Annotated in this window: 20 protein-coding genes and 1 pseudogene; 13 read left to right on the forward strand and 8 right to left on the reverse strand. The window is 74.9% G+C overall.

What is annotated here, in order from left to right; all coding sequences use genetic code 11:
• Positions 1-24 precede the first annotated feature (24 nt).
• From ABZ497_RS25615 to ABZ497_RS25625, 3 genes and pseudogenes are all read right to left on the reverse strand, one after another.
• Positions 25-285 carry a co-chaperone GroES gene (locus ABZ497_RS25615; protein ID WP_329485443.1) on the reverse strand — a complete coding sequence of 87 codons (261 nt, stop codon included), beginning with the start codon at positions 283-285 and terminating at the stop codon, positions 25-27.
• Between the two features lie 266 nt (positions 286-551).
• Positions 552-943: pseudogene (locus ABZ497_RS25620) on the reverse strand (VOC family protein).
• 122 nt (positions 944-1065) lie between these two features.
• Positions 1066-2283: an aminotransferase class V-fold PLP-dependent enzyme gene (locus ABZ497_RS25625; protein WP_329485445.1), complete on the reverse strand. Its 1218-nt coding sequence runs from the start codon at positions 2281-2283 to the stop codon at positions 1066-1068.
• Positions 2284-2477: 194 nt separating this feature from the next.
• On the opposite strand from ABZ497_RS25625, the gene ABZ497_RS25630 reads away from it, so the two are divergent.
• The 7 genes from ABZ497_RS25630 to ABZ497_RS25660 all read left to right on the forward strand — a co-directional run bounded on the left by ABZ497_RS25630 (position 2478) and on the right by ABZ497_RS25660 (position 12008).
• Complete coding sequence (locus ABZ497_RS25630) at positions 2478-2987, forward strand: GNAT family N-acetyltransferase (RefSeq protein WP_359808539.1); 510 nt, start codon at positions 2478-2480, stop codon at positions 2985-2987.
• 225 nt (positions 2988-3212) lie between these two features.
• Positions 3213-4712, forward strand: a complete 1500-nt coding sequence (locus ABZ497_RS25635) for an FAD-dependent oxidoreductase (RefSeq protein WP_359808540.1) — start codon at positions 3213-3215, stop codon at positions 4710-4712.
• A 58-nt stretch (positions 4713-4770) separates the two neighbouring features.
• The gene (locus ABZ497_RS25640) at positions 4771-5433 is read left to right on the forward strand and encodes an SGNH/GDSL hydrolase family protein (RefSeq protein WP_359808542.1); all 663 of its coding nucleotides are present in this window, start codon (positions 4771-4773) and stop codon (positions 5431-5433) included.
• Between the two features lie 128 nt (positions 5434-5561).
• Positions 5562-7811, forward strand: a complete 2250-nt coding sequence (locus tag ABZ497_RS25645; RefSeq protein WP_359808544.1) for a PQQ-binding-like beta-propeller repeat protein — start codon at positions 5562-5564, stop codon at positions 7809-7811.
• A 2-nt stretch (positions 7812-7813) separates the two neighbouring features.
• The gene (locus ABZ497_RS25650) at positions 7814-10198 is read left to right on the forward strand and encodes a protein kinase (RefSeq protein ID WP_359808545.1); all 2385 of its coding nucleotides are present in this window, start codon (positions 7814-7816) and stop codon (positions 10196-10198) included.
• Between the two features lie 155 nt (positions 10199-10353).
• The gene (locus tag ABZ497_RS25655) at positions 10354-10668 is read left to right on the forward strand and encodes a hypothetical protein (RefSeq protein WP_359808546.1); all 315 of its coding nucleotides are present in this window, start codon (positions 10354-10356) and stop codon (positions 10666-10668) included.
• A gap of 170 nt (positions 10669-10838) precedes the next feature.
• Complete coding sequence (locus tag ABZ497_RS25660; protein ID WP_359808548.1) at positions 10839-12008, forward strand: acyl-CoA dehydrogenase family protein; 1170 nt, start codon at positions 10839-10841, stop codon at positions 12006-12008.
• A gap of 158 nt (positions 12009-12166) precedes the next feature.
• Here ABZ497_RS25660 and ABZ497_RS25665 read toward each other — a convergent pair whose 3' ends face one another.
• On the reverse strand, positions 12167-13039 hold the full coding sequence (locus ABZ497_RS25665) for a serine hydrolase (protein ID WP_359808549.1): 873 nt from the start codon (positions 13037-13039) through the stop codon (positions 12167-12169).
• 176 nt (positions 13040-13215) lie between these two features.
• Here ABZ497_RS25665 and ABZ497_RS25670 point away from each other — a divergent pair, with 176 nt between their 5' ends.
• The gene (locus ABZ497_RS25670) at positions 13216-14076 is read left to right on the forward strand and encodes an NAD(+)/NADH kinase (RefSeq protein ID WP_359808551.1); all 861 of its coding nucleotides are present in this window, start codon (positions 13216-13218) and stop codon (positions 14074-14076) included.
• 171 nt (positions 14077-14247) lie between these two features.
• Here the strand turns inward: ABZ497_RS25670 and ABZ497_RS25675 are convergent, their stop codons facing one another.
• The 3 genes from ABZ497_RS25675 to ABZ497_RS25685 form a co-directional block, all read right to left on the reverse strand.
• Positions 14248-15651 carry an amidohydrolase family protein gene (locus ABZ497_RS25675; RefSeq protein ID WP_359808552.1) on the reverse strand — a complete coding sequence of 468 codons (1404 nt, stop codon included), beginning with the start codon at positions 15649-15651 and terminating at the stop codon, positions 14248-14250.
• Positions 15652-15892: 241 nt separating this feature from the next.
• Positions 15893-16756 (reverse strand): helix-turn-helix transcriptional regulator, encoded by an 864-nt coding sequence (locus ABZ497_RS25680; RefSeq protein WP_359808554.1) that lies wholly within the window; start codon positions 16754-16756, stop codon positions 15893-15895.
• A gap of 389 nt (positions 16757-17145) precedes the next feature.
• Positions 17146-18129 carry an aldo/keto reductase gene (locus tag ABZ497_RS25685; protein WP_359808555.1) on the reverse strand — a complete coding sequence of 328 codons (984 nt, stop codon included), beginning with the start codon at positions 18127-18129 and terminating at the stop codon, positions 17146-17148.
• A gap of 722 nt (positions 18130-18851) precedes the next feature.
• Between ABZ497_RS25685 and ABZ497_RS25690 the strand changes: the two genes are divergently transcribed.
• Positions 18852-20939 (forward strand): ATP-dependent DNA helicase, encoded by a 2088-nt coding sequence (locus ABZ497_RS25690; RefSeq protein WP_359808557.1) that lies wholly within the window; start codon positions 18852-18854, stop codon positions 20937-20939.
• Between the two features lie 152 nt (positions 20940-21091).
• Here the strand turns inward: ABZ497_RS25690 and def are convergent, their stop codons facing one another.
• Positions 21092-21754 carry a peptide deformylase gene (def, locus tag ABZ497_RS25695; protein ID WP_359808559.1) on the reverse strand — a complete coding sequence of 221 codons (663 nt, stop codon included), beginning with the start codon at positions 21752-21754 and terminating at the stop codon, positions 21092-21094.
• 81 nt (positions 21755-21835) lie between these two features.
• On the opposite strand from def, the gene ABZ497_RS25700 reads away from it, so the two are divergent.
• The 4 genes from ABZ497_RS25700 (at position 21836) to ABZ497_RS25715 (ending at position 25436) form a co-directional block, all read left to right on the forward strand.
• Positions 21836-22417 (forward strand): helix-turn-helix domain-containing protein, encoded by a 582-nt coding sequence (locus ABZ497_RS25700; protein ID WP_359808561.1) that lies wholly within the window; start codon positions 21836-21838, stop codon positions 22415-22417.
• 111 nt (positions 22418-22528) lie between these two features.
• Complete coding sequence (locus ABZ497_RS25705; RefSeq protein ID WP_359808563.1) at positions 22529-23740, forward strand: XRE family transcriptional regulator; 1212 nt, start codon at positions 22529-22531, stop codon at positions 23738-23740.
• 170 nt (positions 23741-23910) lie between these two features.
• The gene (locus ABZ497_RS25710) at positions 23911-24528 is read left to right on the forward strand and encodes a helix-turn-helix domain-containing protein (RefSeq protein WP_359808565.1); all 618 of its coding nucleotides are present in this window, start codon (positions 23911-23913) and stop codon (positions 24526-24528) included.
• The gene (locus ABZ497_RS25715; RefSeq protein ID WP_359808567.1) at positions 24525-25436 is read left to right on the forward strand and encodes an SDR family oxidoreductase; all 912 of its coding nucleotides are present in this window, start codon (positions 24525-24527) and stop codon (positions 25434-25436) included. The genes ABZ497_RS25710 and ABZ497_RS25715 overlap by 4 nt, the downstream gene beginning before the upstream one ends.
• Positions 25437-25594 lie beyond the last annotated feature (158 nt).

Genomic DNA, 25594 nt, shown 5'->3' on the forward strand with positions numbered 1-25594 from the left:
GACGTTCTCCTCCTCGGCGGGCTCCTACTCGGCGGACAGCGAGAGGACCTCGTCCTCGGGGACCTCCAGGTACCGCTCCCCCGCGACCTCGATCTCCGAGCCCGAGAACGTGGCGAAGACGATCCGGTCGCCGACCTTGACGTCCACCGGGTGCGGCTTGCCGCTCTCCAGCGGCCGGCCGGGTCCCACCGCCACCACCTCGCCCGTACGGGTGTCGGCGTCGGCGGCGGGTTCCCCGATCGGCCTGACGACCAGGCGATCGTGCTCCGGGTGGAAGTCGGGCATGGGGTGCTCCTCGGTACTGGGCGGTACGGGTGCGGGCGGTGGAACCGGTGGAATCGGCGGAACCGGGCGGCCGACGCGCGGCCGAACCGGTCCGCCTCCGATTCTCCCGGGGTTCCCGGATCCTGCACGGTCTGGCCGCGCGTCTTCGGCCTCCCGGGGCTCGCCGGGTCCTTCCGTGGGCCTCACCCGGAGTACACGCGGACCACACCGCCACCTCGCCCGGACCACACCCGGACAGCGCAGCGCCGCGGGCGGTCGCTCAGCAGTCAGCGGGGCTGGAGCCGGGTGCGCAGGAGGCAGAACTCGTTGCCCTCCGGGTGTCGGCCGGCACGTGCCAGTCCTCGGCACCGGTCTGGCCGATGTCGAGGGCCTGGCGCCGAGCGCGAGCGGCCGGGCCGGTTCGGCGTCCTGGTCCCGGTCGGTGGGGCTGACGTCGATGTGCAGCCGGAGCTTCCTTCCTCCCGGGCTGGGGGCCACCACTGGGGCTGAGGACCAGGGTGGGCTGCGGGCCGCCGAAGCCGACGCCGGGCGGCCCGATCTCGATGCTCCCGTCGGCCTCCCGGCCGAGTTCGACGTAGCCGAGGACCTCGCTCCAGAACGCGGCGAGTTGCTCGGGGTCGGCACAGTCGATGACCAGCTCACTGATGCGGCAAGCCATGCCCGCCAGTGTACGGAGCCGGGCCGGGCGGCCGGCCTCGGTGCTCCCCCGAGCCGCCGGTTCCGGCCCCGGCGGCTCGGAGGCCTCCGACGGGAGGTGGCGGCCTCCCGTCGGAGGCCGGCTCAGTGCCGCTCCGCCGTACCGCGGGCCCAGCTGCCGAGCACGGGGACGCAGCGCTCGGCGAAGTCCTCGTAGTCGGCGGCCGTGTTGTAGACGTGGGTCGAGAGGCGGAAGTAGCCGACGCCGTCGAAGCTGGTGAACGCGGCCTCGACGCCCAGCTCGGCCGCGACCCGGTCGCGCAGGGCGTCGGCTTCGAGGCGGGTGGCGGCCAGGCCGTCGGGGAGCCGGACCAGCCGCAGGGCGTTCACCGGCATGCCGACGTCGACGGCGGCGCTCTCGCCGGTCAGCTTCGTGACGGCCTCGCCGACGATGCGTTCGGCGTAGTCCGCCAGCTCGCGCAGGTAGTCGCGGGCGGCCGCCCAGCCCCAGGTCCGCTCGATGAAGCCCAGCGCCTCCGGGGCCGCCAGGTAGCTGCTGGCGTCGATCGTGCCCTGGGTGTCGAAGCGCTCGGGGAAGGGGGCTTCGGCCGCCCAGGAGTCGATCAACGGGTAGAGCTGGTGACGGAGTTCGCTGCGGACCACCAGGGCCGAGGCGCCGCGCGGGGAGCAGCCGAACTTGTGCAGGTTGCCGACCCAGACGTCGAACTCCAGCCCGGCCAGGGGGTCTTCGGCCAGGCCCGGTACGTGGGCCCCGTCTATCAGCAGGGGGATGCCCAGCTCCCGGGCCGCCGCGCCGATCTCCTTCACCGGCATCCAGCGGGCGGTGGCCGAGGTGATGTGGTCGAGGACGATCAGCGCGGTCCGGTCGGTGACCTCGGCGAGCACGGCCGCGCAGGCCTCCTCGGCCGTGGCGTCAAGCGGCACCCGTGCCGTCCGGACGCTGCCGCCCCAGCGGCGGGCCAGCCGCTCGGCGCCCATGGTGACGGCGCCGTAGCCGTGGTCGGTGACCAGCACCTCGCCGCCGGGCCGGGCCGGGAGGTTGCCGTAGACGACGCTCGCGCCCGCGCTGGCGTTGGGCACGAGGGCGAGGTCGCGCGGGTCGACCCGCAGGAAGTCCGCGACCTTCGACCGGGCGGCCGCCACCCGCCCGGGCAGGGCCGGGAACCACACCACCGGCGCCCGGTCCATCTCGGCGCGCAGCCGCTGCTGCTCCTGCTGCGCGGCCTCCGGGACGGCGCCGAAGGAGCCGTGGTTGAGGTGGGTCAGCGCCGGGTCCAGCGTCCAGGCGCCGGCGGCGGGCCGGCCGTCCGGCAGCAGCAGGGGAAGCGGGGCGGGACTCATGTCGTCTCCAGGAGGGTGCCGTCGGTCGCAGGGTGAGGGTCGTCCGGTGGGGCTGCCGGAGAATCCGGTCCATCATGACGTCCGAGGCCTACGGTGCTCACCGCGGCCCCCGGTTCGGGCCCCGGGCCCGGGCCGGCCCGTGGTGCTCGCGCCCTCCGGTGCGGGCGCGGCGCCCGGCCCGGTAGCGTGCCGGGATGGGAAAGATCGTCACGTATCTGGAGATGACCGGTCGCGAGGAGCTGATGCCGGGTCGGGCGGTGCCCGGGATGGAGCTGCGGCGCGAGGAGGGCTTGTCGGCGCTGGTGCGTTCGGTCCAGGCCCGGGTCGGGGCCGCGTACGGCTGGCGCAGTTCCAGCCGGACCGACCAGCAGTGGACGGAGCTGGCGCGGGCGCACCCGCACCGCCAGTACTGGCTGGTCGAACTGTCGGGCACGACGGCCGGGGTCGCCGCCCTGGAGCCCCAGGCCGGCGGGGAGGTGGAGATCGTCACCTTCGGGCTCCTGCCGGAGTACGTCGGGCAGGGGCTCGGCGGCCACGCGCTCACCCTCGCCCTGCGGCAGGCCTGGGCGACCGAGCCGTTCGAGGCGGAGTCGGTCCGCAGGGTGTGGCTGCACACCGATTCGAACGACCACCCGACCGCGCTGGGCAACTACCTGAGCCGGGGTTTGCGGGTCCACCGCACCGAGACCGTCGAGGGCGCCTGACCGGGCCGTCTCCCGCCGGCCGCGGCTGCCCCGGCGCCACACCGCGGCGGCCGCGGCCGCCCCCTCCTGCCGGTCGTGCTGCCCGCGCACCGTCTGGATCGCCCGCCCGTGCAGGCTTGCTGTCAGCGGCCTGTGATGCCGTGTCAGTGAGCTGTGTGCGATCCATCAGTGGCGCGGTGGAACCTCGGAGTGCCTGAAGGGTTCAGGCTTCGGAGGGGAGTTCCCGTGCATGACGTGGTAATCGTGGGCGCCGGCCCGGTCGGTCTGTTCCTCGCCTGTGAGCTCGGCCTCGCGGGCTGTTCGGTCCTGGTGCTCGAACGGGAGGCCGAGCCCGGCTCCCCCTGGCGGGCGGCGCCGCTCGGGAGCCGGGGCCTCAACACCGCGTCGGCCGAGGCGTTCCACCGCCGGGGGCTGCTGGACCGGCTGCGGAAGGCCGCCGGTCTCGACGACGCTCCCGGGTCGGCCCGGCCGCGCCTGGGCGGCCACTTCGGCGGAATGATGCTCGACCCGGCCAGGATCGACGTCGCCGCCCTGCCGTTCCGGCTTCCCGGCTCGGCCACGGAGAGCATGATGGCGTCCCTCGACGTGGTCGAGGGGCTGCTGTCCGAGCGGGCAACCGCACTCGGCGTGGAGATCAGGCGCGGCGTCACGGTCTCGGCGGTCACCCAGGACGACGAGGGCGTGGTGGCCCGGGCGGCCGAGGACGCGTACCCGGCGCGCTGGCTGGTCGGCTGCGACGGCGGGCGCAGCGCCGTGCGCCGGCTCACGGGCTTCGACTTCGTCGGCACCGGGCCGCAGCTCACCGGCTACTCGATGCGCGCCACCCTGGCCGATCCCGAGGAGCTGGCTTTCGGCTTCAACCTCACGCCGACGGGCCTGTACGTCCGGATGCCCGGCAAGGGGCACGTCGCCATGATGGACTTCGACGGCGGCGCGTTCGACCGCTCGCAGCCGCCCACCCGCGAGCACCTCCAGTCGGTGCTGCGCCGGGTCTCCGGGACGGACGTGACGCTGGGCGAGGTCGACCTGGTGTCGACCTTCACCGACCGGGCGATGCAGACGACGACCTACCGGCAGGGGCGCGTCCTGCTCGCGGGCGACGCCGCGCACATCCACTCCCCGCTGGGCGGCCAGGGGCTCAACACGGGCATCGGCGACGCCGTGAACCTGGGCTGGAAGCTCGCGGCGACCGTGCACGGGCACGCGCCGGACGGACTCCTCGACAGCTACACCCGGGAGCGCCACCCGGTCGGCGCCGCGGTGCTCGACTGGACGCGCGCCCAGGTGGCGGCCATGCGGCCGGACCCGCACGGGCGGGCGATCCAGGCGGTGGTGCGCGAGCTGATCGGCACCCGTGACGGAGCGACCTTCGTGTTCGAGCGGATATCGGGCGCCTCGGTCCGCTACGACCTCGGCGACGAGAACCCGCTGGTCGGCCGCAGCGCCCCGGACTTCCTCCTCCGGGACGGCACCCGCCTCGGCGAGCTGCTGCGGGACGGCCGGGGCGTCCTGCTCGACTTCACGGCCGACCGGCACCTGCGCGAGGCGGCCGGGGACCGGGAGAGCCGGATCCGGTACGCGGCCGGGCCGGCCGCGAACGACCTCGGGTTCGGCGCCGTACTCGTCCGGCCCGACGGCACCGTCGCCTGGGCGGACGGCCACGACCCCGACCGCAAGTCGCTCGCCTCCGCCGCCGACCGGTGGTTCGGCGCTCCGGCGTCCTGACGCGGTCCCGGCTCCTCCCCTCCTCTCCCCTGCTCGACCGAGTTCCAGGAGCACGCCCATGACGATCAACCTCCGCCCCGGGAGCACGGTGATGTTCACCGGCGATTCGATCACCGACTGCGGGCGGCCGGCGACCGAGCACGGCCTCGGCTCCGGCTACCCGCTGCGGATCGCGGGCGAGTGGGGGCTGCGGCACCCCGAGCGGGCCGTGACCTGGCTGAACTCCGCGGTCCCGGGCGACAAGGTGCGGGACCTCGAAGCCCGTTGGCAGGCGGACGTGCTCGACGCGCGCCCGGACGTGGTGTCGGTCCTCGTCGGCATCAACGACGTCGGCTGGCACACGATCGCCCCGGAGGGGCACGTGGTCCCCGTGGAGGACTTCGCGGCCGGCTACGACCGCCTGCTCGCTCCGCTCGCCGCGGCCGGCACCGAGCTGATCCTCGTCGAACCGTTCCTCCTGCCGATCGGCGCCACCGTCGAGGCGGGCGACGCCCTGGTCGACGCCGGGATCCGGAAGCAGTGGCGGGCCGATCTGGACCCGAAGATCCAGGTCGTGCGCGAGCTCGCCCGCACCTACGGCGCGCACCTGCTCGCGGCCGACGGCATGTTCGCCGAACTCTGTGCGACGGCTGGACCGGAGCACTGGTCCGAGGACGGCGTGCACCCGACACCGCCCGCCCACGCCGCGCTCGCGGCGGCCTGGCTGCGCCTGGTCGCCTGACCTCCGCCGGCGATCGCCGGTTTCCCGTGAGCAGCCGGCCGGACCGGGTTCCTGCGGGAAACCGGTGATCGCCTGTCATGACCCCACCGTTCCCCCTAGCCTGTGAGGGCTCACGGGAGGGGGACACGTTGGAGCGACTCGGGGCCGGGGACCCACGTCAGGCCGGGCCGTACACGCTGATGGGGCGGCTCGGGGCCGGCGGCATGGGCGCGGTGTATCTGGGGCGGTCGGCCGGCGGGCGGACCGTCGCGGTCAAGGTGGTGCGGCCGGAGCTGGCCGGGGACGGGTCCTTCCGGGCGCGCTTCCGGCAGGAGGTCGCGGCGGCCCGGCAGGTCTCCGGGGCGTTCACCGCCCCGGTGGTGGACGCCGACACCGAGGCCGCCACGCCCTGGATGGCGACCGCGTTCGTGGTCGGCGTCCCGCTCCAGGACGCGGTGGCCCGGCACGGCCCGCTGCCCGGGGTGACCGTGCGGACGCTGGCCGCCGGGCTGGCGGAGGCGCTGACCGAGGTGCACCGGGCCGGGCTGATCCACCGTGACCTGAAGCCCGGCAACGTGCTGCTGGCACTGGACGGGCCGCACGTCATCGACTTCGGGATCTCCCGGGCGGCCGACGGCACCGGGCTGACCACGACCGGCGCGGTCATCGGGTCGGCGCCGTACATGTCGCCGGAACAGGCGCTGGGCGAGCCGCTCACCCCGGCGAGCGACGTGTTCGCGCTGGGCTCGACGGTCGCCTACGCCGCGCTCGGCACCCGGCTGTTCGGCGACGGCGCCGGGGCGGCGGTGCTGTTCCGGGTGGTGAACACCGACCCGGACCTGAGCGGCCTGCCGGACGGGATCCGGCACCTGGTCGCCGGGTGCCTCGCCAAGAACCCGAACCACCGCCCGACACCGCGCCAACTGGTCGAACTGGTGGAGCGGATCGGCCGCCCGGACCCGGCGGACGGCTGGCTCCCGCCGGCCGTCGCGACGGACGTGATCACCGCACGCGGTGTGCTGACCGCCCTGCCCCTCCCGGACCCGGGCCCGCCCGGCGCTCCCCCCGCGACGACTCCGCTGCCCGCCGACCCCGGCCCCCGGGGCCGGCTGCCCGAGGACGCGGTGCCCGCCCGCCGCCCGAGCCGCCGGACGGTGCTGTTCGGCGTCGGCGGCGGCGTGCTCGCGGCGGCGGGGGCCGCCACCACGATCGCGCTGCTGAACGACCGGGGCGGCCGCGGCGCCACGGCCGGCAGCACGGGCGGCAGCACGCCGTCCGCCCCCGTCCGCCCCTCGGGCGCCGACGTGCCCGAGATCGGGCCGAGCTGGCAGGCGACCCAGCCGAACCCCTGTCCCCAGGTGCTCTCCGCGGACGGCGTGGTGGTCGGCGTCTCCATCCTCAACATCTGGGGGGTGGACGACACCGGCCGCACCAAGTGGACGGTGGACGGCGCCACCGTGAGCGGCGCCTTCGCGATGGACCCGACCACCCCGCGGTCCGTCGCCGGGCTCGACGGCGACCGGCTCTACGCCTTCGGAGCGTCACCCACGGCGCCCGAGCTCCTGGCGTTCACCCTGGCCGAGGGCAGACTCGACTGGCGGCTGCCGCAGGGCCGGAAGAACGCGGCGGGCGTCCTCTCCTTCGCCGGGATCCGCGCCGGCAAGGCCTACTGGCTCGGCCTCGGCGACGGCAACGACCACGGTGACCTCGTCCCGGCCGGCACCCACGTCTGGGCGGTGGACCTCGCCACCCGGCAGAGCCTCTGGTTCCACGGCGAGGACACCATGCTGCTCCAGTCGACGGTGCCGACGGACGACCGGATCGTGGTCTCCGACCTCGACCAGCTGAAGGCCCTGGACGCGAAGGGCGGGACCGTCTGGGAACGCAGGCTCGCCGCGTTCGGCCTCGGAACCGCCGGGAGGTACGTGCTCGCCCCGGACAAGGACGGCACGCTGACCGCCCTGGACCCGGACACCGGCGGCCCGGCGTGGACGGCGAGCGGCGTCGTCGGCGCCTCGAAGCTCGGTGACGGCTTCGCCACCAGCGAGGACGGCCGCCTGCTCTACCTCCTCTGGCGGGACGGGGACGGCGGTTGCTCGATCGGCACCGTGGACCCGGCGAACGGCCGCCCCGGCTGGCGGACCCCGCTGCCGCCCGACTCCCCCGACGCCCCCTTCCTCGGGGCCCGCCTGCTCCGCGCCGACGGCAACCTCTACCGGATGGGCGCCGACGCCGTGCTGTGGGCGCTCGACCCGGCCGACGGCAAGGCCCGCTGGAAGTACTCCGGGCTCAAGGGCCGGGACGCCACGAAGCTGGCCTGGAGCGCCGGCGCCGGACGGCTCTGCGTCTCCGACACGACGACCCGGACGATCACCTCGCTGCCCGCGAAAGGGGCCTGAGCATGCGCCGGCTGGAACCCGCCGACCCCACCCGGATCGGCCCGTACGCCCTGCTCGGCAGGCTGGGCGCCGGGGGCATGGGGGTGGTCTACCTCGGCCGGTCGGCGGGCGGCCGGACCGTCGCGGTCAAGGTGGTCCGGCCCGAACTGGCCGCCGACCCGGGGTTCCGCGCCCGCTTCCGGGCCGAGGTGAACGCGGCCCGGGCGGCCTCCTCCGCGTTCACCGCCCCGGTCGTGGACGCCGACACCGACGCGCCCGTGCCCTGGATGGCGACCGCCTTCGTGCCCGGGATCGCGCTGGACGAGGCGGTCCGGCTGGTCGGCGCGTTCCCCGAGCACGTGCTGCGCATCCTGGCGGCCGGGATCGCCGAGGAACTGAGGAACATCCACGCCGCCGGGCTGACCCACCGGGACCTCAAGCCGAGCAACGTGCTGCTGGCGCTGGACGGGCCGCACGTCATCGACTTCGGCATCGCCCGGGCGGCCGACGGCACCGCACTGACCGCCGAGGGCACCGTCCTCGGCTCGGCCGCCTTCATGTCGCCGGAACAGGCGAGCGGCGAGCGGGCGGGCCCGCCGAGCGACGTGTTCTCGCTCGGCTCGACGCTGGCCTACGCCGGTACCGGCGGGACCGCGCCGTTCGGCGGCGGGCATCCGCTGCAGGTCCTGTACCAGGTGGTGCACGAGGAGCCGGACCTCGCGGCGGTGCCCGCCGGAGTTCGGCTGCTGGTCGCCGCCTGCCTGGCCAAGGCCCCGGGCGACCGGCCGACGCCGCAGCAGCTCGCCGCCTCCCAGGGCGCGGGACCGCTGACCCCGGGGACGTGGCTGCACCCCACGCTGGTCGCGGCGATCGAGGAGGCGGCGGCCGTGATGGCCCCGTCGTCCGCCGCGGCGGCCCTGCCGCCGTCCGGGCTGTCTCCCCTGCCGCCCCTGCCGCCGCTGCCGCCCGGGCAGCCGGCGGCGGGCCCGGACTCGCCGCCGACCGCGCGGCAGACGGTGCGGCTCGGACCGGTCGACGTCCGGCCCCGGCCCGGTCGACGCAAACTGCTGCTCGGCCTGGCCGGCGGGGTCGTGGTTGCCGCGGCCGGCGGCGGCACGGTGTTCCTCACCGGCGGCGGCGCGCCCGAGAAGCCGAAGACCCCCGGAGCCGGTGGCCCGCCGGCGACGGCGCCGGCCGCCGACCCGACCGACTCCTCGCGCTCGCTGGACACGGACGTGGTGGCCACCCCGCTCTGGACGGTTCCGCTGGTCGAACCGGTGATCGCGCTGACCGGGAGCGGCGACACCGTCGTGGCCGCCGGGATGACGGGCGTGTGGGCGGTCGACCGCGCCGGGCAGACCCGCTGGGGGCCGTTGACCAACTACACCTCGCCGTCCGGCGCCGGCCTCGGCGACCGCCCGGTGGCCGTCGACGCCACCATGGCCTACCTGATGGGCTACGGCGGCTCCGGCAACCTGACGTACGCCCTCAAGGCCGTCGACCTCGCGACCGGCGCCGCCGCCTGGACCCTCTCCCCGCCCGACCTGCACGTCTCGCCGTCCGCCTCGGTGGTCGGCCTCCTCGACGGCCTCGTCTACGTCGCCGGGGAGGCGAAGGGCACCTTCCACCTGGCCGACCCGACCGCCCCGGTCACCTACGCGGCGGCCTTCGTCTGGGCGGTGGAGCCGGCCACGGGCCGGCTCCGGTGGCAACTGGTGCGCCCGCACGACGTCCTGGAGAACTCCAGGCTCTCCGTCCCGTCCGCCGGGACCCGCCTGCTGTTCGAGACCTACGCGATGGACCTCACCACCTACCGGAGGACCGGGAAGCTGGAGGCGCTCGACACCGGCAACGGCGGAAAGAGCCTCTGGGAGCAGCTGGCCCCCGGCAGTGGCGCCCTCGTGCCCGGGCTGCCCTACTTCGCCGACGGCCCGCACACTTCGGCCGGCGGCTACTTCCTCCACCTCGCCGACCGGCTGTACGCGGTCGACCCGGCGGACGGCAAGGTGGTGTGGCAGTCGGCCGGGGAGTGGAACTTCCGGAGCGCCGTGGCGAGCCCCGACGGCACCACCGTCTTCGCCGTGGGATCGCACTACGCGAAGGGAGTGGTGGTCGTCCAGTCCTTCGACGCCCGGACCGGCGCCGTCCACTGGTCGGGCTCGCTGGCGAGCGCGCCGCTCCTCGACATGGCGGCGCACTACGCGGACGGCACCGTCTACATCTGGGTCCACGGCAAGGTCTGGGCGCTGGACCCGGCTACCGGCGCACCCCGCTGGACCTTCGGGTTCCACCCCAACGGAGGTTCGACGACCCCCGTGCCGTACTGGGCGGGCGGCGGGCGGATCTACGGCCCGACCGACAAGGGCCTGGCGGCGATCGCCGCCGACGGCAAGGCGGCCCACGGCTGAACCCGCCCGCCCGGCCGGGAGCCGGGCGAGGCGGGGAACCCGGTCGGGGCGAGGAACCCGCCGGGCAGCGGAACCGGCCGGGCCGGGTGCCGCGTCGAAGCGAACGAGGGCGCGCCGGTTCGGCGGCAGCGCCGGGACGGGGGTCCGCACCGGTCATGGGATTCGTCATCCTGCTGCTCGTACTCGCCGGCGGGGCGGGCCTGATCCTGTCCGGCGTCAGCAAGCTGAACACCGCCGTACCCACCTGCTACGGCAAACCGATGGTGCCGGGCGACGTCTGCCACCCCAAGGTCACCGGCTCGTTCTCCGAGGGCATGCCCGAGCCCCACGACACCACCTACCAGGAGCAGTTGAACAGCCTGACCAGCGGCGGCTGGACGTCCATCGGGCTCGGCGCGGTGCTGATGGTGCTCGCCGTGGTGATCGGCCTCGCCTGGGCCGCCGCCGCGGGCCGCGCCCAGGAGCCGTGAGGCGGCCCGCCGGCATCCGCGCCTCCCGCACCTCGACCGCGGCCGGGCCGGTGCCGTACCCGGTCGCCCGTCCGCCGGGCTGCGTTTGGAGGGCGATCAAGGGGTAGGCGGGGCATGGTGGCGGCACCGATGTCGCCGCCCCTGTCGTCACCGAGCCGAGGAGCACACCCATGACCGACGACGTACTGGTCGAGGATCTGTACCGGTTCGAGGACCTGCTGGTCCCCGAGGAGGCCGAGGTGCTGCGGCGGGTCCGTGACTTCCTGCGGCGAGAGGTCGCCCCGCACGCCAACGAGTGGTGGGGCCGGGCCGCGTTCCCGCACCACCTGATCCCCCGCTACGCCGAGCTGGGCATCTGCGGCCTCGCCTACCGGGAGAATCCCGCCAGCAGCCTGCTGAACGGCTTCATCGCCCTGGAGATGGCCAGGGTGGACGCCTCCCTGTCGACCTTCTACGGGGTCCACGCCGGGCTGGCGATGGGCAGCATCGCCCGTTGCGGCTCGCCGGAGCAGCGCGAGCGCTGGCTCCCGGCGATGACCCGGATGGAGCAGATCGGCGCCTTCGCGCTGACCGAGCCGCAGGGCGGCTCCGACGTCGCCGCCGGGCTGCGCACCACCGCCCGGCGCGAGGGCGACACCTGGGTGCTCAACGGCGCCAAGCGCTGGATCGGCAACGCGACCTTCGCGGACCTGGTGGTCGTCTGGGCCAAGGACGAGGAGAGCGGCCACGTCCTGGGCTTCGTGGTGCACGGTGACAACCCCGGCTTCACCGCCACCAGGATCGAGAACAAGATGGCCCTGCGCACCGTGGAGAACGCGGACGTGGTGCTCACCGACTGCCTGGTCCCCGAAGCGGACCGGCTGCAGCGGGCGGAGGGCTTCCGCGACACCGCCGACGTGCTGCGGCACACCCGGAGCGGGGTGGCCTGGGAGGCGGTCGGGGTGATGCTGGGCGCCTACCGGATCGCCCTGGACTACACCCGTGAGCGCGAGCAGTTCGGCGGCCCGATCGCCCGCTTCCAGCTCGTCCAGGACCTGCTGGTGCGGATGCTCGGCAACGCCACCGCCTGCCTGGGCATGGTGGTGCGGCTGGCGCAGCTGGAGGACGCCGGCACGTTCCGGGACGAGCACTCCGCGCTGGCCAAGGCGTACTGCACCAGCCGGATGCGGGAGACCGTCGGCTGGGGCCGCGAGCTGCTGGCGGGCAACGGCATCGTGCTGGACTACAGCATCGCCCGCTTCGTCGCCGACGCCGAGGCGCTGTACTCCTACGAGGGCACCCGGGAGATCAACACCCTGATCGTCGGCCGCGCCGCGACGGGCATCGGCGCCTTCGTCTGACGCCCGCCCAGGACCCCCGGGCGCCGCCGGATCCTCGAACTCAACGCGGGGTCCACACCCGTCCGGGACGCCGTCGCGGCCAACCTCCGCTCCTGAGCACCGCGTGCCGGAGCCGGAGCCGGATCCGGCCGGGGAGCCCGGGTGGCGGCGGCGGTCGGTCACCGGCTCGCCGCCGCCACCCGGGCGGCGTGGACGACCCGCGCGACCGCCTGGACGGTGTCGATCCCGTACTCCTCGCTGGGGTTGTCCCGGGTGAGGATCGCGATGCGGTACGGCTCGCCCGGGTCGGTGAAGATCCCGAGGCTGTGCACGTGCCAGGCGTGGCGCTCCCGCGGCGCCCAGCCGTTCTTCACGTGGACGGTGGTGCCGTCGGGGGCGCCGAGCGGGGCGCCCCAGGCCTGGTCCTCCTCGACCTGGTTCATCAGGTCCAGGCCGAACGCGCGGTGCTCCGGGGTGAGCACCGGGCCCGGTGCGGCGAAGACGGCGAGCTGCTTCATCTCGTCACCGGCGGTGATCTGGGTGCGCCCCCACCGGTCGCCCTCCGCGAGGACGGTGTCCGCCATGCCGGAGAGGCGCAGGAACTCCGCCAGCCGCGCCCGCCCCAGGTCCCGCCAGAGGGCGGTGGCCGCGTCGTTGTCCGACTGGACGATCATCGGCCGCAGGTTGTCCTCCTCGAACGGCGTCAGCGCGCGCCGTTCGTCCTGGGCGCGGCGCAGCACCGCACCCATGATCGTCACCTTGATGACACTGGCCGAGTCGAACCGCTCGCGGGCCCGGACCGCGCAGGACAGTCCGGTGCCCGGGTCCTCGACCGCGACGGCGACGGTGCTGTGACGCTCCGACACCACGCGGGTGATCGCGCGGGTCAGCTCCTCGGCGGGCCGGGAGTGGGCCACCGAGGAGCAGCGGCCGGACTCCGGGCCTGCGGGGCCGGTGACGGCCGGTGCGGGTTCCGAGGCCACGAACAGCAGGGTCGCGGCGGTGATCAGCCTGGTCGTGGTGCGGCTGCCGGCGGGGAGCGGAAGGGTCATCGCCCGATCATCGCGGACGGGACGGGCGCCCGGCCGATGACGCACCGTGGCCGCCCGGGGCGGCGTGCCGGGCGGCGTGCCGGGGGCGCCGGCCCGGGTCCCGGTGACGTCGCCCCCCGGTCCGGGTGGATGCTGGGAGGAGCGAGGCGGGCCGATCGGGATCGAGGAGGTCCGGGATGGGATTCATCGGCACGGTGGGGCTGGTGCTCCACCCCGAACGGACCAGCGCACCCACCGTGGCCACCGTGGTCCGCTGGAGCCGGGCGCGGGACGCCAAGGTCCTCGGACTGACGTCGGAGGTGGCCCGGATCGGGTGCGACGCCGTGGCGGTCGGGGCCGAGGAGATGGCCGCCACCGCCGATCTGCTGATCAGCCTGGGCGGGGACGGCACGATGCTGCGCGCGATGCGGCTGGTAGCCGGGGGCCGGGTCCCGGTGCTGGGCGTCAACGTCGGGCGGCTGGGCTTCCTCGCCGAGGTCGACATCCCGGAGCTGCCGGACGCCCTCGACGCGATCGACGATCTGCGGTTCACCGTGGAGTCCCGCTCCGGTGTCCAGGCCACGTTCGGTGACTCCCGGGAGACGGCGCTCAACGACGTGGTGCTGCTGCGCAGCCCCGGGCACAGGTCGGCGGTCGTGGCGGTCCGGGTCCAGGGGCAGCCCTTCGTGTCGTACACCGCCGACGCCGTCGTCGTGGCCACGCCGACCGGCTCCACGGCGTACAGCTTCTCCGCCGGCGGGCCGATCGTCTCCCCCAACGCCGAGGGCCTGCTGGTGACGCCGGTGGCCCCGCACGCGGCGTTCAACCGGTCCGTGTTCCTCTCCGGCGGGGAGCGGCTCGCCCTGGAGGTCCTGCCGCGCAGCGGGGACCTCGCCATCGAGGCCGACGGCCTGCTGGTCGGCCGCGTCCGGCCGGGCGACGTCGTCGAGGTGACGATGCTCCCCGCCGCCTCGCGGGTCGTCCGGCTCGGCCGCACCACCTTCTACCAGCGCGCCCAGCGCAAGCTCCGGCTCACCGGCTCGGCGGAACCCGCCTGAGGAAGGCCCTCTCCCGAGGAAGGGCCGTCTCCCGACGGTGCCCGGCCGGTGCGCTGCTCGGGTCGGCCGGAGGCGGTCGTCGTCGCCCGAGCCGCTCGTCGGCGGCCGGTGAGGGACCGGCCCCGGCCACGTCACCGGCGGTGTGGTCACGCCCCCTGGCCGCAGGGGTGGTCAGGACGTGGGCGGGGCGCTCAGCACGTGGGCGCGGGAGGCGTGGACGTCGGCGCGCAGGGCGGTCAGGTCGACGTCGAGGACGTGTCCGTTCCACTTGCGGGGCTCACCGTCGATCAGGACCGCGGCGATGTTGCGGGCGTCGGAGCCGAGGACGAGCGTGCCGATCGGGTCGTTGAGCGGCATGTTGTTGAGGTCCTCGGCCCGGACCACCAGCAGGTCGGCCTTCTTGCCGGGGGTGAGGGAGCCGGTGACGGCGGCGAGGCCGTTGGTGCGGGCGCCCTGGAGGGTGGCGAAGTCCAGCACGTCGTGGGTGGTGATCCGGGAGGGCTGCCGGTCGGTGCCGTGGGCGGCGTTGACGGCGCGCATTCGCTGGATGGCGTGCAGGGTCCGCATCTGGGTGAACATGTCGCTGGCCAGGGCGACTTCGACGTCGATGCTCAGGCCGGGGCGGACGCCGGCGGCGAGGGCCTCGTCCACGGCGGGGATCGCGGTCTCCAGGCCGATCTGGGCGTCGGAGGTGGGGGCGAGTGCCACGGTGGTGCCGGTCTCCCCGATGGCCTTCCAGGCGTCGGAGGTGAGCCCGGTGGCGTGGATCAGGGTGACGTCGGGGCCGAGGATGCCGTGCTCCGCCCAGCGGAGCACCGCCTCGGAGGAGGCCGTGCCGAAGACGGCGTCCACGCTCACGCCGATGCCCAGGTCCTCGGCGACGCGGGCGAGTTCGGGACCGTAGGCGAGCGCGGGGCCGGCGATCTCCTCGGTGGCCAGGGCCGCCAGGCGCAGGGTGAGCAGTTGGTCGTCGCTGCCGAAGTAGCGGTCCCTGAGCCGGGTCAGGTCGCCGGGCCACTGCTGGTCCCAGGTGCCGAAGTGCGGGCCCATGGAGGCGTGCACGCCGCGGATGCCGGTGTCGACGAGGGCCTGGACGGCGGCGTCGGAGTGGTCGCGGGTGCGGGAGTTGTGGGAGAAGTCGAGCATGGTGGTGATGCCGCTGTCGATCGCGGTCAGGGCGGCCAGCCTGGTCCCGGTGTACATGTCCTCGGGCCGGTAGGCGGTGGCGTAACCGGCCAGGGTCGCGGTGACGTAGCCGCCCAGGTCGTCGACGTCCGGCATGATCCGGCGCAACTGGGCCTCCCAGGCGTGGCGGTGGGTGTCGACGAAGCCGGGGCAGAGGATCGTGCCGGTGGCGTCGACGACCACGGCGTCGACCGCGCTCAGGCCGGGCCCGACGGCGGCGACGGTGTCGCCCTCGACGAGCAGGTCGCCCCGGTCGAGGACGCCGAGCACCGGGTCCATGGTGACGACGGTGGCGCCGGTGAACAGGATCCGCCGCCGGTCGGCGGGCAGGCTCCGGATCCGGGCGAGGGCGGCGTCTTCGGCGGTGGGGCGGGTGTGGGGGACGTGCACGGGGTTCCCTTCCGGCGGTGGGTGCGGCGGCTGCCGCGGAGCCAGCCTGCCGCTCCGCCGTGGCCGGAACCAGGCCGCGCCGTCCCCGGGTGCCGGGCACCCACCCGCCGCGGCGCGCGCCGGTGTCGACCCGCGCCGACGGATACGGAACACCCAGCCCGCCTCGATGGAGGCGGGCCGGGTTGCGGGTGTGGCGGGAGGACGCGCGGGGTCGGGGGTGTGGCGCGAAGGGGGCGCCGGGTCAGCCGGTGCTGAGCGCCCGGGCCGGTGGCACCCGCGTCGTCGGGGTGAGCCCGGCCCGGGCGCGGAGTCCGGCCAGGGCGGCGGCAGCGGTGGGTTCGGCCTGGTAGACGACCAGTTGCTGGTGCGGTGCGCCGTTGACGGTGAAGGCGGAGAACTCGATCTCCAGGGCGCCCACCTCGGGGTGCGCGAGCCGCTTCGACTGCTGCGTCTTGGCCCGCACGTCGTGCCGCGCCCACAGCTCGCCGAACTCCGGGCTCCGCGCGCACAGGGCGGCGACGACTTCGGCGATCCGCGGCGAGTCGGGGTGGTGTCCGTGGGCGGCGCGGAGTTCGGCGACGCAGGAGTGCGCGGAGCGCTCCCAGTCCCGGTAGAAGGAGCGGCCGGCGGGGTCGAGGAAGGCCATCCCGGCCAGGTTGTCGAACCTCTGGAACCCACTGTGCAGGGCGCCGGCGAGGCGGTTGTACGCCAGGACGTCCAGGGCGGGCCCCAGGACGAAGGCGGGCGTGTCGGGCCAGCTGTCGAGCAGTCGCCGCAGCTGGGGGCCGACGCGTTCGTGCCCGGCGGGCGCGCCCCGGCGTTCCTGGGGTGCCCGGACGAGTCGGCGCAGGTGGTCGAGCGCCTCGCCGTCGAGGTGAAGGGCGGCCGCGACGGCGTCGACGACCTGGGGCGAGGGATTGGTCTCGCGCCCCTGCTCCAGGCGCGTGTAGTAGTCGGCGCTCACGCCCGCCAGCATCGCGACCTCCTCGCGGCGCAGCCCCGGGACCCGACGGCGGCCGTGCTCCGGCAGGCCCACGCCCTGCGGCCGGAGGGCTTCGCGCCGTGCTCGGAGGTACTCGCCCAAGGAACTGCTGCTGTCGCTCATGACCCGACCCGGTGGAGGAGGAGGCCGGCTCCGTGGGTGCGGCGCGGGAGGCCCGGGCGTCCCGCACCGCGCCCGCGGGGCCGATCCGACGCGGATCGGATCGCCGGGCCGCGGTCCGCGGTGCCCGGCGGCACGAGGTCATTCCTACCCTGTCGGCGGCCGGTGAGCCTGGCCCTGCCGCACCCAGGCAACCCCGCCCCTGGTCCCGGACGTCCCGGTCGCCAACCGGCCCGTCGTCGCCGCCTTTCTGGCGCACGGCTTCGCCGGTGCCGTCGCGGCCCGCTCGGCGACGACACCGTGACCAAGGCGGACCTGTCGACGCCGCGGTGGCCGCCGCACCCTCCTGGTGGCGCTGACACCCCCGGAGCGCGGGCTCCGTCGGCCGGCGGTCAGCCGTTGAGCGTCTTCATGTACTCCGGCGGGTACCGGTCGCCGGTGACCGCGCCGTGGGGTGCGACCGCCTCGATCGCGGCGATGTCCTCGGGGGTGAGGGCCACCTCGGTCGCGGCGACGTTCTCCTCCAGGTAGCTGCGGCGCTTGGTGCCGGGGATGGCGACGGCGCCCTGGTGCCGGACCCAGGCGAGCGCCAGCTGGGAGGGCGTCACGCCCTTGGCGGCGGCGATCCGGCGGACCTCGCGAACGACCTCCAGGTTGCGGTCGAAGTTCTTCCCCTGGAAGCGCGGATCCGTCCGGCGCCAGTCGTCCGCGGCGAAGTCGTCGGGGCTGGTGATCGCGCCGGAGAGGAAGCCGCGGCCCAGCGGGGAGTAGGCGACCAGACCGATGCCCAGCTCCCGCAGCGTCTCCCGCACCCCGTCGTGCTCGATGCCGCGCTCGAAGAGCGAGTACTCGGTCTGCACGGCGGTGAGCGGGTGGACGGCGTGGGCACGCCGGATGGTCCGTGCGGACGCCTCGCAGACGCCGATGTAGCGGATCTTGCCGGCGGCCACCAGCTCGGCCAGCGCGCCGACGGTCTCCTCGATCGGCACCCCGGGGTCGATGCGGTGCAGGTAGTACAGGTCGACGTGGTCCGTGCCCAGGTGCCGCAGCGACCGGTCGAGCGCCCGCCGCACGTACTCCGGGTGGCCGTTGAGCCCGGACGCCCGACCGTCGTCCGCGAGCTCCACTCCGGTCTTGGTGGCCACCACCGCGTCCGCCCGGCGCCCGTGCAGCGCTTTGGCCAGCAACTGCTCGTTGCGGAACGGTCCGTAGCTCTCGGCGGTGTCCAGCAGGGTGACGCCGAGCTCCAGCGCACGGTCGATGGTCGCCAGGGACTCGGTCTCGTCGGTGGCGCCGTAGAAGGCGCTCATCCCCATGCAGCCGAGACCCTGTACGCCTACGGTCAGGCCCTGGCTGCCCAGTGCTCGGTCTTCCATGATCTTCCCCTTACGTGACCGGTGACCGGTGACCGGTGACCGGTGACCGGCCGGCCCGGTGCGGGCCGGCGGCAGGTAGTTGACACCTGTACGTTACGCGCGCACCGGCCGTGACGCCCTCGGACGCCTCTCCGGCGCGCCCTCGGGCACGGGGAGCGCGCGAGGCCGGGAGCGCCTCGGCCGGAGCCCTGGGCAGTCGCCTTCCCGGTCTCCCGATGCCCAGTCAGAAACCCGCGCCGCGTGCCCAATTCTCCTGGGCCGGCGCCATGCGGACGGCCACTTGGAAACCTTCGTCCACGACGGCGCGAGCGGGCCGCTCTGGCACACCTGGCAGTACACCGCCGGTGACGACGGGAGCTGGTGGAACTTGCGGCCGCTCGCCGGCGGTGTCGCCGGAGCCCCGGTCGTCGCCCCGAACGCCGACGGCCGCCCGGAGGTCTTCGCCCCCTTCACCGGCGGCAGCATCCGGCACATCCGGCAGGTCACCGCCGGCTCGACCGCCTGGTCGGACTGGCAGTCACTCGGCAGTCCTCGACCGGCCGGCGCGGCCGAGCACGCGACCGGGCGACGGGGCGAGGGCATCCTCCCTCGGAACGGCAGGTCGGTCCGGGGGTGTGCACCAGAGGTCATATTCCACCCGGTTCGGTCAATATTTACTTTCCCGGATTCCCTCTGCATAGTGGCGCCTCGAAACAGTGGTGGATCGAGCCGAGAGGGCTTTCTTGTCTCAGATCAACGAGGTTGCCGCCCGCGAGGTGGAGCTTGAGCGGGTGCACGTCTCCGCCCTGGGCGACCTGTTCGACCAGCGGCTGGCCGGGGTGCGGGAGCAGCTGGCGCGCGTCCTCGCGGCGCCGTCCGACGGCGCGGGCGAGGTGTACGAGAGGGACTTGGCGGCCGAACAACTGGCGCGCGAGGTACGGCGGTTGGAAGGGGCCGAGGACGGGCTGGCCTTCGGCCGGATCGACCTGGCGGACGGGACCGTCCTGCGGATCGGGCGGCTGGGGCTGCAACGGGACTCCGACGAGCTGCCGGTACTGGTGGACTGGCGGGCCGAGGCCGCACGGCCGTTCTACGAGGCGACGCCGGTGCACCCGATGGGGCTGCGGCGACGGCGCCATCTGCGGCTGACGGGCCGGACGGTGGTGGGGGTGAGCGACGAACTGCTCGACGGCTCCGCACCGACCGAGCAGGACGTGGTCGGTGACGGTCCGTTGGCGGCGGCGCTCCAGGCCAGGCGGACCGGCCGGATGGGGGCGGCGGTCGCCACGCTCCAGGTCGAGCAGGACGCGATCGTCCGGTCGCCGCACCGCGGGGTGACGGTGGTGCAGGGCGGTCCGGGCACCGGGAAGACGGTGGTGGCGCTGCACCGGGCCGCGTACGTGCTGTACGCGTTCCCGAGGGCGGCCGAGCGCGGTGTGCTCGTGCTGGGGCCGAACGCGCGGTTCCTCGACTACATCTCCCAGGTGCTGCCCTCGCTCGGCGAGAACGACGTCGTCCTGGCGACGTGCGAGGAACTGGCGGGCGTCGCACCGGGCGCGGCGGACCCCTTCGAGGTGGCGCGCCTCAAGGGGAGTTCCGTACTCGCCGACGCGCTGGCCGCCGTGGTCCGGTCCCGGCAGGCCCCGGGCGGCGACTTCGAGGTCCGGGTCGGCCGGGAGTGGATCCGGCTCCCGGAGGCGGAGGTCGTCCGGGCCCGGGAGTCGGCGCGGAGCAACGGTCTCGCGCACAACCCGGCGCGCCGGCTGTTCAAGGAGCTGCTGGTCGACGCCCTCGTCGACGAGCTGGCCCGCAGCGGCGCCGAGGTACTGGAGGAGATCGACGCCCAGGTCGCCGAGCTGACCGGACTCGACCTCGACCGGGCCGCCGCGGCGGACCTGCGCCGCCTCGGTCTCGACGACGCGCCGGCCACCGGGGCCGACGAGTTCGACGCCGACGCCGTCCGCGCCGACCTGCTGGACGACGCCTCGCTCGACCGGGCCGTCGAAGACCTGTGGCCCCGGCTCACGCCGGGCCAGGTGGTCCACACCCTGCTGGCGGAGGTCGACGATCCGGCCGGGCACCTGCAGCGTTTCACGGACGCGCAGTTGGCCCTGCTGCGGCGCACGCCGGAGGCGCCCTGGACGGACGGCGACGTGCCACTCCTCGACGAGGCGGCCGGCCTGGTCGACGGCTTGCCGGAGCAGACGTTCGGGCACGTCGTCGTCGACGAGGCGCAGGAACTCACCGCCATGCAGTGGCGGATGATCGTGCGCCGCTGCCCGGGCCGGTCGATGACCCTGGTCGGGGACTTCGCCCAGGCGGGCCCGGCGACGGTGGCCCGGGACTGGAAGGAGGCGCTCGGCCCGGACCTCGGACGGCGCTACGACCTGCGCACCCTGACCGTCAGCTACCGGACCACCCAGGAGATCCTCGCCGTCACCGAGGACCTGCTCGCCCGGATCGCCCCGGACCGCACACCGATCCGCTCGATCCGGCACGGCGAGGTGCCGCGCACCCTCGCCGCGGACCCCGCGTCGCTCGTCACCGCCCTCCTGCGGGAGCTGCGCGAGCAAGGCACCGCGCACCCCGGCGAGTTGATCGGGGTGATCTGCGCCGACGACCGGACGGCGCAGCTCGCGGCCGCGGGCGTCGAACGGCACGCCCGGCTGGTGCCGGCCTCACAGGCGCGCGGGCTGGAGTTCGACACCGCCGTCGTGTTCGACCCGGACGGCATCGCCGCCGCCCGCCCCGGCGGCGAACGCGACCTGTACGTCGCCCTCACCCGTGCCACCAAGCGCCTGTGCACCCTCGCCGCGGAGGCCACCGGCTGACACGGCCCGGCCCCGGCCGTCACCCGACGACCGGGGCCGCGACCGTATCCGTCAGACCACCCGTCAGACCACCCGACCGGGATCGTCGAGCCAGGCCGGGGCAGGTCCGGGCAGGGAGCACGGGCCCCCGATGGTCCCTGCCGTCGGACCCATCAGCGGGCGAAGGTGGCGGCCCTGGCGGCGCGTTGGGCGAAGACGGTCTCCCGGTGGTCCGCCGTCTGCCGGAGTGCGTCCTTGCGGTCCCGCTTCGACAGCCGGTCCAGGTACGTGTGGCCGTCGAGGTGGTCGCTCTCGTGCTGCAGGCACCGGGCGAAGTAGCCGGTCCCCTCGATGACGAGCGGTTTGCCGTCCTGGTCGAACCCGCGCACGACGGCGTGGTCGGTGCGGGGGACGGCCATGGCGGCACCGGGCACGGAGAGGCAGCCCTCCATGTCGTCGACCAGTCGGCGGTCGCCCGGCTCCGGCAGCTCCAGGACCGGGTTGAGGATGTGGCCGACGTGCCGGATCCCGTCGTCGTCCGGGCAGTCGTAGACGAAGAGCCGCAGGTCGACGTCGACCTGGTTGGCGGCCAGGCCGGCGCCTTCGGCCACGTGCATGGTGAGGAACATGTCGTCGATCAGTGCCGACAGTTCGGGCGTGCCGAACTCGGTGACCTCCCGGCACGGGCGGTGCAGGATCTCCTCGCCCGCCTCCGTGACCCGGCGGACCGAGCCGCGTTCCGCCTCGGGTGACAGCGCCGGGTAGGAGTCCACCGGTCTGCCCTGGACCCGGACCCGCCGGTCGACGGGACCGGGCCGCTCGTGACGAACGGACATGCTGTCTCCCCCACTCACCCTCTGGCCCACCCTGCGATGGACCGCTTGCCAGTCACTTTGCAAAGTAGCAGACTTTGCAAAGTGACTGAAGAAGACGTCAACACCCCGCCCGGTCGGTCCCGGCGGGCCGAGGACCGGCTGCCCGCACACGAGGTCCGCACGGCCCTGCTGGAGCTGCTCGCCGAAGTCGGCACCGTCACGGCGACCGAGGCGGCGACGCGACTGGGGCACAGCTCCGGGCTCTGCTCGTTCCACCTGAGGCAGCTCGCCCGGCACGGACTCATCGAGGAAGCGCCGCACACCGGGGGCCGCGCACGGCCCTGGCGTCTGCGGCAGGAGGCGCCGGAGGCCAATGCGCCCTCGGCGGAGGAATTCGGCGACCTGGCCCGGGGGCTGGAGGACGAGAGCTGGCGACGATGGCTCGGCCAACGCGAGCTGGCGCCCGCCGCATGGCGGCACGACGAGGCGTTCAGTGCCGTCGCCTACCTGACGCCCGAGGAGATGAGCGGGGTCGCGGCCGCGGTCCGGCAGGCGCTCGCCCCCTACCAGCACCGCGAACAGCGCCCCTTGGCCCGGCCCGAGGGCGCCCGGCCGGTGGCCCTCATCACCCGGCTGTTCCCCCTGCTCCCCGATCAGCCGGGCGACGAGGGCCGGCGGGGCTGAGCGGCCGGCAACCGCCGGGCTCGGCATACTTGGCCGGACCCCGGACGCACCTGCCCTCCCCCGCGGTGCGTGGGGGCCGCCGGTGCGGATCGCCGACCCCCGAGGAGAGCCGTGTCCACCACCCCGCAGCCGGCGCCGGACGGCACGCCGGAGGTGACCCCGGCCGCGAGCCGGGCCCGCTGGCGGCAGGTGCGCGACCACCTGAACCGCCACCGCTTCGAGCTGACCCGGGCGGCCGCGGCCGAGCAGGCCGCCCGGCGGTTCGCGCCGGGCGGGCGGCTGCTGGCGCGCGAGCACTGGATTCCCGAGGCGCCCGTACCCCTGGAGCGGGTGCGGCTCCGGTGGCAGGAGCGGACCCCGGCCGCCCCCGTCGACGGCCGCGGCCCGGAGCTGGACGCCACCCGCGCCCGGCGCGACGACGGCACCCCGTACCCCTGCTACGCCGACGCCGTCCGCGACCTGGCCAGGCCGAAGCTGTTCGAGGACCGGAGTTGCTACCGCCTCCTGGCGGTGGCGCCGGACGCGGCCGCGCCCACGCTGACCTTCGGCCGCGGCACCTACTTCGACGTCATCAACGTCTGCGAGGCCGCCGCACACGAGTACGCCGCCGCCGCGCTGGCCGGGCCCGGCCGGCCCGTGCCGGCCGGCGGCGCCACGCCGCTGCGGGCCGCCCTCGGTGATCCCACCGATCTCGACCGGCGGCCGGTCATGACCGCCGTGAGCACCCTGGTCATCCGCCACGACCGGCGGACCGGCGCGGCCGAGTTCGTCCTGCACCGGCGCGACCCGGCCAAGGTCGCCACCGGCGGCGGCCTCTTCCAGGTCATGCCCGTGGGCATGTTCCAGGCCTCCCACGACGCGCCGTGGAACGAGGCCAACGACTTCGACCTGTGGCGCGCGGTCGTGCGCGAGCTCAGCGAGGAACTGCTCGGCGGCAGCGAGGACTACGGCAGCGGCGCGGCCCCGATCGACTACGCCGGGTGGCCGTTCAACCGGACCCTGACCGAGGCGCGCGCGGCCGGCACGCTCCGGGTGTCCTGGCTGGGCCTGGGCATGGACCCGCTCACCTTCGTCACCGACCTGCTGACCGTCGCGGTGTTCGAGGCCGAGCTGTTCGACACGGTGTTCGCGCGGATCGTCTCCACCAACGACGAGGGGCACCGCGTACGGCTGGACGACGGCGCCGGGCACGCGGTGGGGATCCCGTTCACCGCCGAACAGGTCGAGCGCCTCACCACCAGCGAGCCGATGCAGCCGGCGGGCGCGGAACTGCTCCACCTCGCCTGGCTGCACCGGGAGACGCTCCTGAACGGGCCCGCGTGACCCCGTGACCCGCGACCCCGTGACCTCATGACCTCGTGGCCGCGTGATCGAGGGGCCCGGTTCCGTTGGCGGTGAGACCGGCCGTCGCGGCGGCCCGCGGCCCCCGGTTGCCCTGCGGGCGATCGGGAGCTTTAATAAATGAACAGGCATTTATTAATGAGGGGGTAGCGATGGCAGGACGTCCCCGAGGCGTGGACGACATGGTGATCCTGCGCGCGACGGCCGAGGTGATCGGCCGGGTGGGGCCCGCCGGGCTGACGCTGGCCGCCGTGGCCCGCGAGGTCGGGCTGGTGCCCGGCACCCTCGTGCAGCGGTTCGGCTCCAAGCACGGCCTGCTGGTGGCGCTCGCCGAACAGTCCGTCAAGGACGCGGACGCGTTGCACGGCCGGGTGCGGGAGGCGCACCCATCGGTCCTCGGGGCGCTGGCCGCGCTGGTCGTCGAGTCGATGGCTCCGATGGCCACACCGGAGAGCTTCGCCAACCACCTGGCCTTCCTGTGCACGGATCTCACGGACCCGCAGCTCTACGAGCCCGCCCTGGCCGCCCACCGGGCCCAGGAACGGGTGATCCGGGCACTGCTGGCGGAGGCCGTCGCCGTCGGCGAACTCCGGGCCGGGACGGACGTCGCGGCGGTGGCCGGGTCCGTCCAGGCGGTCACCGCCGGCGTGGGCCTCGTCTGGGCGCTCGACCGCCGGGGCACCCTCGCGCAGCGGCTGCGCCGGGAGCTCGACGCCCTCCTGGCCCCGCACCAGCCACCCCGGCACCGCCACGACCTGGAGGAAGCATGACGAACGACACCCGGCCGCTGGCGGGGAAGGTGGCGCTGGTCGCCGGCGGGACCAGGGGCGGCGGGCGGGGCATCGCCGTCGAGCTCGGGGCGGCCGGCGCGACGGTGTACGTCACCGGCCGCAGCAGCACGGCCGGGCGCTCCGACCTGGACCGTCCGGAGACCGTCGAGGAGACCGCCGAGCTGATCACCGCCGCCGGCGGCGTCGGCGTCCCCGTCCGCACCGACCACAGCCGCCCGGCGGAGGTCCGCGCCCTGGTCGACCGGATCGCGGCCGAACAGGACGGCCGGCTCGACGTCCTGGTCAACTCCGTATGGGGCGGGGACCAGCTGACGGACTGGACGCACCCGCTGTGGGAGCAGGACCTCGACACCGGCCTGCGGCTGCTGCGGCGGGCGGTGGAGACCCATGTGATCACCAGCCGCTTCGCACTGCCGCTGATGGTCGCGCGCCGGAGCGGTCTGGTCGTGGAGGTCACCGACGGCAACACCGCCCGCTACCGCGGCTCGTTCTTCTACGACCTCGCGAAGTCCGCGGTGATCCGCCTCGCCGTCGCGCAGGCCGCCGAGCTGAAGCCGCACGACGTCGCGGCCGTCGCGATCACGCCGGGCTTCCTGCGCTCGGAGGCCATGCTGGAGCACTTCGGGGTGACGGAGGCCAACTGGCGCGACGGCGTCGCCCAGGACCCGAACTTCGCCCACTCGGAAACCCCCGCCTACCTGGGACGGGCGGTCGCCGCGCTGGCCGCCGACCCCGCCGTGATGGCCAAGACCGGCCGGGCGCTCGCCACCTGGGGCCTCTACCGGGAGTACGGGTTCACCGACGCCGACGGCACGCGACCGGACTTCGCCGCCCACTGGGCCGACTCCCTGGAGGCGGAGTTCGGGCCGCTGGGAGATCCGCTCTGACCGTCGCTCCGACCGGCCCGCCGTCCCGACCGTGGGCGCCCGCTCCGACGGGCCCGCCCTCCCGACCCGCCGCTGGGCGCCCGCTCGGTTCGACGCCAGATGGTGCCGGTGCTGGCCGACATCGCGAAGGAGCAGGCGCACCGGCTCACGGTGGTCAC

It is taken from the genome of Kitasatospora sp. NPDC005751 (assembly GCF_040630835.1).
GTDB lineage: Bacteria > Actinomycetota > Actinomycetes > Streptomycetales > Streptomycetaceae > Kitasatospora.

What these genes read in the sequence shown, in the direction of transcription:
- ABZ497_RS25660 (WP_359808548.1), top strand. Translation starts at nt 10,839, where the DNA reads ATGACCGACGACGTACTGGTCGAGGATCTGTACCGGTTCGAGGACCTG.
- ABZ497_RS25630 (WP_359808539.1), top strand. Translation starts at nt 2,478, where the DNA reads ATGGGAAAGATCGTCACGTATCTGGAGATGACCGGTCGCGAGGAGCTG.
- ABZ497_RS25665 (WP_359808549.1), bottom strand. Translation starts at nt 13,039, where the DNA reads ATGACCCTTCCGCTCCCCGCCGGCAGCCGCACCACGACCAGGCTGATC.
- ABZ497_RS25685 (WP_359808555.1), bottom strand. Translation starts at nt 18,129, where the DNA reads ATGGAAGACCGAGCACTGGGCAGCCAGGGCCTGACCGTAGGCGTACAG.
- def (WP_359808559.1), bottom strand. Translation starts at nt 21,754, where the DNA reads ATGTCCGTTCGTCACGAGCGGCCCGGTCCCGTCGACCGGCGGGTCCGG.
- ABZ497_RS25655 (WP_359808546.1), top strand. Translation starts at nt 10,354, where the DNA reads ATGGGATTCGTCATCCTGCTGCTCGTACTCGCCGGCGGGGCGGGCCTG.
- ABZ497_RS25625 (WP_329485445.1), bottom strand. Translation starts at nt 2,283, where the DNA reads ATGAGTCCCGCCCCGCTTCCCCTGCTGCTGCCGGACGGCCGGCCCGCC.
- ABZ497_RS25680 (WP_359808554.1), bottom strand. Translation starts at nt 16,756, where the DNA reads ATGAGCGACAGCAGCAGTTCCTTGGGCGAGTACCTCCGAGCACGGCGC.
- ABZ497_RS25640 (WP_359808542.1), top strand. Translation starts at nt 4,771, where the DNA reads ATGACGATCAACCTCCGCCCCGGGAGCACGGTGATGTTCACCGGCGAT.
- ABZ497_RS25615 (WP_329485443.1), bottom strand. Translation starts at nt 285, where the DNA reads ATGCCCGACTTCCACCCGGAGCACGATCGCCTGGTCGTCAGGCCGATC.
- ABZ497_RS25670 (WP_359808551.1), top strand. Translation starts at nt 13,216, where the DNA reads ATGGGATTCATCGGCACGGTGGGGCTGGTGCTCCACCCCGAACGGACC.
- ABZ497_RS25710 (WP_359808565.1), top strand. Translation starts at nt 23,911, where the DNA reads ATGGCAGGACGTCCCCGAGGCGTGGACGACATGGTGATCCTGCGCGCG.
- ABZ497_RS25650 (WP_359808545.1), top strand. Translation starts at nt 7,814, where the DNA reads ATGCGCCGGCTGGAACCCGCCGACCCCACCCGGATCGGCCCGTACGCC.
- ABZ497_RS25715 (WP_359808567.1), top strand. Translation starts at nt 24,525, where the DNA reads ATGACGAACGACACCCGGCCGCTGGCGGGGAAGGTGGCGCTGGTCGCC.